Consider the following 9,781-nt stretch of genomic DNA (forward strand, 5'->3'; position numbering starts at 1 on the left):
TCGGCCGAGACGACGGGCCCGAACTCGAACAGGGGTGGAGGGGCAGCCGACCTCCCCCTCAGATGACCGACTGCCCCTCCACTGACTTCGACGCAGCCGATACCGCGTTGGTTCCCGCCGGATCCAACAATTTTCGGGACTTTCTTCGGCTCAGACGATCGCCTGGTTGCGGGCCTTCGGAAACGTCTTCTGACGGGCGACCCACCCGGCCATTTTCTCGTAGTGCCCGCGTGCCGGATTGACGGAGCTGACCAGCTCACGGTCCCATTCCGCCTCGGTCAGCTGATCGACGCTGTCGACGATTGCGCGCGCCACAGCGCTCGACGCAACCACCTGATCTCCGAGCACGCCGTCGGCACCGACCATGGTCAGCCTCGTTCCGGCTCGACCTATCGGCTGGATCACCACGCTCGCCGAATTGCCATGATCGGCCAGGAAGCTGTTCACCGCAGCCAGAGTTGCCTTGGGTATGGAGTTCGACTCGGTCTTCTCGGTGCCCGCGCTGTCGATTTCGGTTGCCATGCCGACACGATACCGAGGTCGTTCACGGTCTCCACATCGACCCATCGGCTCGTTACCGAGCGGTAACTCTACCGACGTTCCGCCACCGCGCACCCTCCGAGGGCACGTGCGTCCGGCCGGTGTACAACGGTCTTCATGCGTGCCATTCGAATAGACAACACCGGCGGCCCCGAGGTCATGAATGTCGTCGAGATTCCCACACCGACCCCCGGGCCGGGTCAGCTTCTGGTGCGAGTCGACGCCGTGGGAGTCAACTACATAGACACCTACTTTCGTAGCGGTCTGTACCCACGGGCGCTCCCCTATGTGCCCGGTGACGAAGGTTCAGGAGTGATCGAGCAGCTCGGATCCGAGGTCACCGACTTCACGGCGGGTGATCGCGTGGCCTGGGCCGCGGCACCGGGTAGCTACGCCGAGTACGTTCTGGTGGACGCCGCGGCGGCCATCGCCGTTCCCGACGGAATTCCTGCAGATCAGGCCGCTTCGGCCCTCCTGCAGGGGATGACCGCGCACTACCTCGTCGAATCGACCTACTGCGCTCGGCAAGGCGAGACCGTTCTGGTGCACGCGGGCGCAGGCGGCGTCGGACTGATGCTGACGCAGCTGGCAGTGGCCAAAGGTGTGAACGTGATCACCACGGTCTCCACGGATGCGAAGGCCGAACGCTCGAGGCAAGCCGGTGCCGCCCACGTGCTGCGGTACGACGACGACATCGCCGCACGGGTGCGCGAACTCACCGGCGGCGAGGGTGCACACGCGGTGTACGACGGCGTCGGTGCAGACACCTTCGAGGCCAGCATGGCCTCGCTTCGAGTCAGAGGCACGCTGGCACTGTTCGGTGCGGCCAGCGGCCCCGTGCCGCCGTTGGATCCGCAACGGCTCAACCGCGGTGGGTCGCTGTTTCTCACCCGGCCCACGCTCGCGCACTACATCCGAAACAGGGCAGAACTCGAATGGCGGGCCGATGAAGTGTTCGCAGCGATCGCACGAGGCGTTCTCAGGGTCGAGATCGGCGCACGGTATGCACTGGAGAATGCGGCGCAGGCCCACACCGATCTGGAATCACGGATGACGACCGGGTCGATCGTGCTGGTGCCCTGATCCGGCCGAAGGCGGATGCTCGCTCAGGAGAAGATCTGAGCGAGCGTCTGCCAACCGAGTACCGAGTCCACTGCCAGGCCACAGAACACCAGGGCCAGGTACTCGTTGGACAGGATGAACAGTTTGAGGGGTTTGACGGGAGTGCCCGCGCGAACCCCTGCATACAGCCGGTGAGCCACGACGAGGAACCACGCCCCCGAGGCAACGGCGACCACTGCGTAGACGATTCCCGAGCCCGGTGCCAACGCGAGAGTGGCGGCGACGGTGGCCCAGGCGTAGAGCACGATGTGCTTGGTGACCTGGGTTTCCGAGGCGACGGCGGGCAGCATCGGAACGTTGGCCGCCTGGTAGTCCTCCTTGTAGCGCAGCATCAGCGCCCAGGTGTGCGGCGGCGTCCACAAGAAGATCACCAGGAACATCACCAGCGCCTGCCAACCGATCGTTCCGGTCACGGCAGACCACCCGATCATCACCGGCATGCATCCGGCTGCGCCACCCCACACGACGTTCTGTGAGGTTCGGCGTTTCAAAACGAGGGTGTAGACGAAAATGTAGAAGCAGATCGTCACGACGGCGAGCACGCCGCTGAGCAAGTTCGTCGTGGCCCACAGCCAGAAGAACGAGAACACGCCCAACACGAGCCCGAAGATCAGTGCATGCGAGACGGGCATCGCACCGCGGGCGAGCGGCCGCTTCTCGGTGCGCTTCATCACCTTGTCGATATCGGCGTCGACCACCATGTTCAGCGTGTTCGCGCTGGCAGCAGCCAACATGCCACCGAACAGCGTGGTCAGGATCAACCACGGATTCACGTGCCCGCGGTCGGCCAGCAACATCGCGGGAATGGTTGTCACCAGAAGAAGTTCGATGACCCGGGGCTTCGTCAACGCGACGTACGCAAGAAAAAGCGCGAACGCTCTGCGGGGTGCGGACGCCGCCGGTGTTGTCGCCTCTACGGCGTCACCCTGGTCGCCTGCTCCGAATCCGGGGCCGCCGGCGAAACCGTGTCCGCCCGGCTGCTGCCCAATTCGCACTGCGTCTCCTCGCACGACTGTCGTTCTCTGGCGCTCGGCCACTTGCTTGCGCGCCACCGGCACACGCTGTCATTGTCTCCGGAGCCCGTGACACCGGAGCGCACGCGTCCTCGACCCGACCGAGAAAACTGTCATCGGCAATCGACGAACATGCGCCTACTACAACCGATGGTAGACGGCGGGGTTTGCTCCTCCAATTCGCAGGGCACCCAAAGCGAGAAAACCGTGCCTTCCGAACGACCCTCACGCAATCGCCGGGGGAAGGCACGACAGTAGGGTCGGACAGAACTAGGCTGGTGGAGGACATCCTTCGGCATCGACGATGTGCGCGCTCACGCAGGCACAGTGCAATCGAGGCCGAACGACGATTCCTCGTCAGGCACAACTCGAACGAATGTCAGGAGATTTCTGCTCGTGTCGATCACAGACGATATTGACGTCCTCACCACGGCGCACCACCCCAGTGACTGGACGGACCTGGACACCCGAGCGGTCGACACCGTTCGAGTTCTGGCGGCGGACGCAGTGCAGAAGGTCGGCAACGGCCACCCCGGAACCGCGATGAGCCTGGCTCCACTCGCCTACACCCTGTTTCAGCGGACCATGCGACACGATCCCGCCGACACCTATTGGATCGGCCGAGACCGATTCGTGCTCTCGTGCGGCCATTCCAGCCTGACGCTCTACCTGCAGCTCTACTTGGGCGGCTTCGGGCTCGAGCTGTCCGACATCGAGGCACTGCGCACGTACAAGTCCAAGACCCCCGGGCACCCGGAATTCCGCCACACCGCAGGCGTCGAGATCACCACCGGCCCGCTCGGTCAGGGATTGGCCTCCGCCGTCGGCATGGCGATGGCAGCGCGACGTGAACGCGGATTGTTCGATCCCGAACCGGCCCTCGGCGAGAGCCCGTTCGATCACTACATCTACGTCATCGCATCCGATGGCGACATCGAGGAGGGCGTCACCTCCGAGGCGTCGTCGCTCGCGGGCACGCAGGAACTCGGCAACCTGATCCTGTTCTACGACGACAACAAGATCTCGATCGAGCACTCCACCGACATCGCCCTGTCCGAGGACACGGCGGCCCGTTACGAGGCCTACGGATGGCACGTCCAGGTGGTCGAGGGCGGCGAGAACGTCACCGCGATCGAAGAGGCGATCGAAGCCGCAAAGGCCGTCACCGACAAGCCGTCGATCATCGTCCTGCGCACCATCATCGGTTTCCCGGCTCCGACCATGATGAACACCGGGGCCGTCCACGGCGCAGCCCTCGGCGAGGAAGAGGTCGCGAAGGTCAAGCAGGCCCTCGACTTCGACCCGGCGAAGACCTTCGAGGTGTCCGATGAGGTCATCGGACACACCCGTGAACTGCAGGAACGCGGCCGCAAGGCACATGCCGAGTGGAACACCGCGTTCGAGGCCTGGGCCGCGCGTGAACCCGAGCGCAAGAAGCTGCTCGATCGCCTCACCGAAGGCAACCTGCCCGAGAACTGGACCGACGCACTTCCCACATGGGAGCCCGGCGGCAAAGCCCTCGCCACGCGTGCAGCGTCGGGAGAGGTGCTCAACGCCATCGGGCCGGTACTACCGGAACTGTGGGGCGGCTCGGCCGACCTCGCGGGCAGCAACAACACCACCATCAAGGGTGCCAAGTCCTTCGGCCCCACGTCGATCTCCACCGACGACTGGGACGCCGAGCCGTACGGCCGGACGCTGCACTTCGGCATCCGTGAGCACGCGATGGGTGCCATCCTGTCCGGCATCGTCATGCACGGCCCGACCCGCGCATACGGCGGCACTTTCATGCAGTTCAGCGACTACATGCGGCCTGCCGTTCGGCTCGCATCCCTGATGGACATCGACCCCATCTACGTATGGACCCACGATTCCATCGGCCTCGGTGAGGACGGACCGACCCATCAGCCGGTCGAGCACCTCGCGGCCCTGCGGGCGATCCCCAACCTCTCGGTCGTGCGTCCCGGTGACGCCAACGAGACCGCATTCGCGTGGCAGGCAGTGCTCGCCAAGTCCAGCAGCAGCGGCCCCGTGGGCCTCGCGCTCACGCGTCAGGGCATCCCCGTTCTCGCGGGCACCAGCTTCGAGGGTGTCTCCAAGGGTGGATACATCCTGGTCGAGTCGTCCAAGGCCACGCCGGATGTCGTACTGATCGGAACCGGCTCGGAACTGCAGTACGCCGTCGAATCGGCGAAGCAGCTCGAGGCGCAGGGCATCGCGGCCCGTGTCGTCTCGATGCCGTGTGTCGAATGGTTCGAGAGCCAGGATCAGAACTACCGCGACCAGGTCATCCCACCGACGGTCAAGGCGCGCGTGTCGATCGAAGCGGGCATCGCGATGCCGTGGTGGAAGATCGTCGGCGGTTTCGGCGAGATCATCTCGCTCGAGCATTACGGCGAGTCTGCCGACGCTGCCACCTTGTTCCGTGAATTCGGCTTCACGGCCGAGGCCGTGACCGCAGCCGCACAACGCTCCATCACCAACGTGAAGGGATAATCCATGACCCAGAACAAGAATCTCGCAGAGCTTTCGGCCGCTGGAATTTCGGTGTGGCTGGACGATCTGTCCCGAGACCGCATTCGCTCGGGCAACCTGCAGGACCTCATCGACACCAAGAGCGTCGTCGGCGTGACCACCAACCCGTCGATCTTCCAGGCTGCGCTGAGCAAGGGCGATGCCTACGACGAGCAGGTGACCAAGCTCGCCGGTGAGGGTGCCGATGTCGAGACCACGATCCGCACCGTCACCACGGACGATGTCCGCGAGGCCTGCGACATCCTGATGCCTGTGTACGAGGCCAGTGCAGGCGTCGACGGCCGAGTGTCCATCGAGGTCGATCCTCGCCTGGCACACGAGACCGACAAGACCTACGACCAGGCCGTCGAACTGTGGAAGATCGTCGACCGCCCCAACCTGCTGATCAAGATTCCGGCGACCGAAGAGGGCATTCCCGCCATCGCCAAAGCCATCGGCGAGGGCATCAGTGTCAACGTCACGCTCATCTTCTCGGTGGAGCGGTACGAGTTGGTGATGAATGCCTATCTCGACGGTCTCGAGACCGCCCGAGCAGCAGGACACGATCTCGACAAGATTCACTCGGTCGCGTCGTTCTTCGTCTCCCGCGTGGACAGCGAGATCGATTCCAGGCTCGACGCCATCGGAACCCCCGAGGCAGAGGCCCTGAAGGGCAAGGCCGCTCTGGCCAACACCCGTCTCGCATACGTCGCCTACCAGCAGGTCTTCGAGGTCGCTCCTCGCTTCCACGAGCTCGCGGGCAGCGGCGGACGGCCGCAGCGGCCGCTGTGGGCGTCGACGGGTGTCAAGTCCGACGCCTACCCCGACACCATGTACGTCACCGAACTGGTGTCCCCGAACACGGTGAACACCATGCCCGAGAAGACCATGGACGCCGTGGCCGACCACGGTGAGATCACCGGCGACACCGTCACCGGGAAGGGGCCGGAGTCGCAGGAGATCTTCGACAAGATCTCCGCCCTCGGAATCGACCTCACCGACGTCTTCCTGACCTTGGAGAACGAAGGTGTCCAGAAGTTCGAGTCGGCATGGAACGAGCTGCTCGACGCAACCGGCGAGCAACTCGCCCGCGCAGGTCAGAAGAGCTGACCTGTGCCCGCCGCAGACACAGAAGATCTGAACTCCGCGCAGTGGCTCAACCCACTTCGCGACACGCGAGACAAGCGGCTCCCCCGTATCGCGGGTCCGTGCAGCATGGTCATCTTCGGGGTGACCGGCGACCTCGCACGTAAGAAGCTCATGCCTGCGGTGTACGACCTGGCGAACCGGGGGCTACTACCCCCCGGTTTCGCCCTGGTCGGCTTCGCTCGACGGGAATGGCAGAACCCGGACTTCGCCGAGATCGTGCACGATGCCGTGCGCGACCACGCGAGAACCCCGTTCAGCGAAGAGGTGTGGAACACCCTTGCCGAGGGCTTCCGATTCGTCCAGGGCTCCTTCGACGACGACGACGCATTCGACGAGCTGTCGCGGACGTTGACCGAACTCGACGAAACCCGCGGGACCGGCGGCAACCACGCCTTCTACCTGTCCATTCCGCCCAGTGCATTTCCCGTTGTGCTCGAGCAGCTCTCACGCTCCGGGCTGGCGCAGGGCCAGGACGGTAACTGGCGCCGCGTGGTGATCGAGAAGCCGTTCGGCCACGATCTGCAGAGCGCGAAAGAGCTCAACGCGATCGTGAATCGAGTGTTCCCCGAGGACACCGTGTTTCGTATCGATCACTATCTCGGCAAGGAGACGGTGCAGAACATCCTCGCACTGCGCTTCGCGAACCAATTGTTCGATCCGATCTGGAACGCGCACTATGTGGACCACGTACAGATCACGATGGCCGAGGACATCGGATTGGGTGGGCGCGCAGGCTATTACGACGGCATCGGTGCCGCCAGGGACGTCATCCAGAACCATCTGCTTCAGCTGCTCGCCATCACCGCGATGGAGGAGCCGGTCAGCTTCAACCCCACCGAACTGCAATCGGAGAAGATCAAGGTGCTCTCGGCGACCAAACTCGCCGAACCCCTCGATCGCACCAGCGCTCGCGGACAGTACTCGGCGGGCTGGCAGGGCAGCCAGAAAGTCAAGGGGCTCAAAGAAGAAGAAGGATTCGACTCCGAGTCGAACACCGAGACCTACGCCGCCATCACCCTCGAGGTGGACACCAGGCGCTGGGGCGGAGTGCCGTTCTATCTCCGCACCGGCAAAGCGCTCGGCCGCCGAGTGACCGAGATCGCCATGGTGTTCAAGCGCGCCCCACATCTGCCTTTCGACGCCACGATGACCGAGGAACTCGGCCAGAACGCACTGGTGATCCGGGTGCAGCCGGACGAGGGCGTGACGATGCGGTTCGGCTCCAAGGTGCCGGGTTCGAGCATGCAGGTGCGCGACGTCAGCATGGACTTCAGCTACGGCGAGGCGTTCACCGAATCCTCGCCGGAGGCCTACGAGCGGCTGATTCTCGATGTGTTGCTCGGTGAGCCCTCACTGTTTCCGGTCAACGCCGAAGTCGAACTGTCCTGGAAGATTCTCGACCCGATCCTCGACTTCTGGGCCTCGGGCGGAACAGCGGAACCGTACGAAGCCGGTACCTGGGGTCCTTCCTCGGGTGATGAGATGATGCAGCGCACCGGACGCGAATGGAGAAGGCCGTGATCGTCGATATTCCCGCCACTACGACGGCCGAGGTCGGCAAGAAGCTGGTGGAAGTGCGCGAGGCGGGCGGCGCGGTCACCATTGGCCGTGTGCTGACGTTGATCGTTGCCAGTCGCGATCCGGCCAAGGCCGAGCGCGCGATCGACGCGGCGAACGAGGCGAGCCGTGAGCATCCGTGCCGTGTCATCGTGCTCATGCACGGCGAACGATCGGACGAGACGAGTCTGGACGCACAGATCCGTGTCGGCGGTGACGCCGGTGCGTCGGAGGTCGTCGTGTTGCGCCTGAACGGCGAACTCATCGATCACGAACACAGTGTCGTCATTCCGTTCCTCCTACCCGACACCCCGATCGTGGCCTGGTGGCCGGACGAAGCACCCAAGGTTCCGGCGAAAGACCCGCTGGGACGCTTGGCGATTCGGCGGATCACCGATGCCACGAACTCCCCCGACACCAGGGCGGCGATCAAGGGTCGGCTGAGCAGCTACACCGAGGGCGACACCGATCTGTCGTGGAGCCGGATCACCTACTGGCGCGGACTGCTGGCGACGGCTCTCGACCAGGCACCGTTCGAGGCAGTGGTCTCGGCTACCGTCTCCGGACTGGCCGAGGAACCTGCACTGGACATCCTGGCGGGTTGGCTCGCCGCCAAGCTCGACGTTCCGGTCCATCGCCGTGCAGGTGAGCTGAAGGTGGAATTGATCAGGGAGAACAGCAGCATCGAGCTGATGCGTCCACAGACCGGCAAGACCGCGACGCTGCGCCGTACCGGCCAGCCCGATGCGCAAGTCGCGCTGGCTCGGCGGACAACCCGCGACTGCCTCGCCGAGGAGCTGCGCAGGCTCGACACGGACGAGATCTACGAACTCGCCCTCCACGGACTTTCGAAAGTGAGCTATGGGTAAGACATCGGTTCTCCAATACCTCGACGCGCAGGCACTGATCGACGCCGCGCGTTCCCGATTCGTCGAGGTAGTCACCACAGCGCAGGCCGAACGGGGCTCGGCGTCGGTGGTACTCACCGGCGGTGGGACCGGAATCGCGCTCCTGGAGGCGCTGCGCCGCGATTCCGGCTCGATCGACTGGGGCAAGGTCGACATCTACTTCGGCGACGAGCGTTTTCTCCCCTCGGGCGATCCCGAACGAAACGAAGTGCAGGCCCAAGAGGCGTTGCTCGACCACGTCGATGTGCATCCGGATCGGGTCTTCCGGATGGCTGCATCCGACGGACCACACGGAAGCGATCCCGAGGTCGCCGCCGCGGCCTACGCACAGATCCTTCATTCTCGATCCGAGAGCGATCCGACACCCGAATTCGACATCCATCTGCTGGGCATGGGCGGCGAAGGCCATATCAACTCGCTGTTCCCCCACTCCGATGCCGTGCGCGAACAGCATCGCTCCGTCGTCGCCGTCGAAGACTCCCCCAAGCCGCCCCCGGTCCGCATCACCCTGACGCTGCCCGCGGTTCGCCGGGCACAGCACGTGTGGTTGCTCGTATCGGGAGCGAACAAGGCCGACGCCGTTGCGGCGGCGGTGGGTGGGGCCGATGCGGATGACGTTCCCTCGGCCGGTGCCATCGGCTCGACCTCGACGGTATGGTTCCTCGACGCCGGCGCGGCATCGAAACTGGACAGCGTCTGATCTCGCACTCGTTGATCGGGCTCCCCGAGTTACCTGGCTAGTTGGGCTCGGCAGCGTCGGGATCGCGTTCCTTGCCCTCGGCCTCGGCGTCGGCCGCAGTGTCGCACTTGCGAGCGGTCTGCCCGAGTTTCGAGGTGCCGATCCGCCTGGCGCTGACGCGGTAGGCGGATCCGTCGCGCCAGGCGTCGTTCGTGTGTATGCACTGCCTCATACCCTGTTGGACGCGATCGACCACGGACCGGTTCCTCCCGTCGTGCGCCTTTTGCGTACCTCTGGGT

9 protein-coding genes are annotated in these 9,781 nt (G+C 64.6%); 6 read left to right on the forward strand and 3 right to left on the reverse strand.

Features of this window, described 5'->3' with window-relative positions; all coding sequences use genetic code 11:
- Window positions 1-150 precede the first annotated feature (150 nt).
- Entirely contained in the window at window positions 151-522 is a 372-nt protein-coding gene (locus ACOQFP_RS16910; protein ID WP_206488535.1) for a hypothetical protein, read from the reverse strand.
- Between the two features lie 135 nt (window positions 523-657).
- On the opposite strand from ACOQFP_RS16910, the gene ACOQFP_RS16915 reads away from it, so the two are divergent.
- Entirely contained in the window at window positions 658-1,623 is a 966-nt protein-coding gene (locus ACOQFP_RS16915; RefSeq protein ID WP_421584962.1) for a quinone oxidoreductase family protein, read from the forward strand.
- Window positions 1,624-1,646: 23 nt separating this feature from the next.
- On the opposite strand, the gene ACOQFP_RS16920 is transcribed toward ACOQFP_RS16915, so the two are convergent.
- Window positions 1,647-2,657, reverse strand: a complete 1,011-nt coding sequence (locus ACOQFP_RS16920; RefSeq protein WP_421584963.1) for a heme o synthase — start codon at window positions 2,655-2,657, stop codon at window positions 1,647-1,649.
- Between the two features lie 414 nt (window positions 2,658-3,071).
- Here ACOQFP_RS16920 and tkt point away from each other — a divergent pair, with 414 nt between their 5' ends.
- The 5 genes from tkt to pgl are packed head-to-tail and all read left to right on the forward strand — an operon-like array spanning window position 3,072 to window position 9,503.
- Window positions 3,072-5,171: a transketolase gene (gene tkt, locus ACOQFP_RS16925; protein ID WP_421584964.1), complete on the forward strand. Its 2,100-nt coding sequence runs from the start codon at window positions 3,072-3,074 to the stop codon at window positions 5,169-5,171.
- Between the two features lie 3 nt (window positions 5,172-5,174).
- Window positions 5,175-6,299 (forward strand): transaldolase, encoded by a 1,125-nt coding sequence (gene tal, locus ACOQFP_RS16930; protein WP_421584965.1) that lies wholly within the window; start codon window positions 5,175-5,177, stop codon window positions 6,297-6,299.
- A 3-nt stretch (window positions 6,300-6,302) separates the two neighbouring features.
- Window positions 6,303-7,859 (forward strand): glucose-6-phosphate dehydrogenase, encoded by a 1,557-nt coding sequence (gene zwf, locus ACOQFP_RS16935; RefSeq protein WP_421584966.1) that lies wholly within the window; start codon window positions 6,303-6,305, stop codon window positions 7,857-7,859.
- Entirely contained in the window at window positions 7,856-8,764 is a 909-nt protein-coding gene (opcA, locus tag ACOQFP_RS16940) for a glucose-6-phosphate dehydrogenase assembly protein OpcA (RefSeq protein WP_421584967.1), read from the forward strand. Before zwf ends, opcA begins: the two co-directional genes overlap by 4 nt.
- Window positions 8,757-9,503, forward strand: coding sequence for a 6-phosphogluconolactonase (gene pgl / locus ACOQFP_RS16945; RefSeq protein ID WP_341243368.1), 747 nt, complete (start codon window positions 8,757-8,759; stop codon window positions 9,501-9,503). Before opcA ends, pgl begins: the two co-directional genes overlap by 8 nt.
- Window positions 9,504-9,540: 37 nt before the next feature.
- Here the strand turns inward: pgl and ACOQFP_RS16950 are convergent.
- The coding region (locus ACOQFP_RS16950; RefSeq protein WP_421584968.1) for a hypothetical protein at window positions 9,541-9,781 on the reverse strand (241 nt) is incomplete at its 5' end.

This window comes from Rhodococcus sp. MALMAid1271 (assembly GCF_049195265.1).
In the GTDB taxonomy this organism is placed as follows: Bacteria; Actinomycetota; Actinomycetes; order Mycobacteriales; family Mycobacteriaceae; genus Rhodococcoides.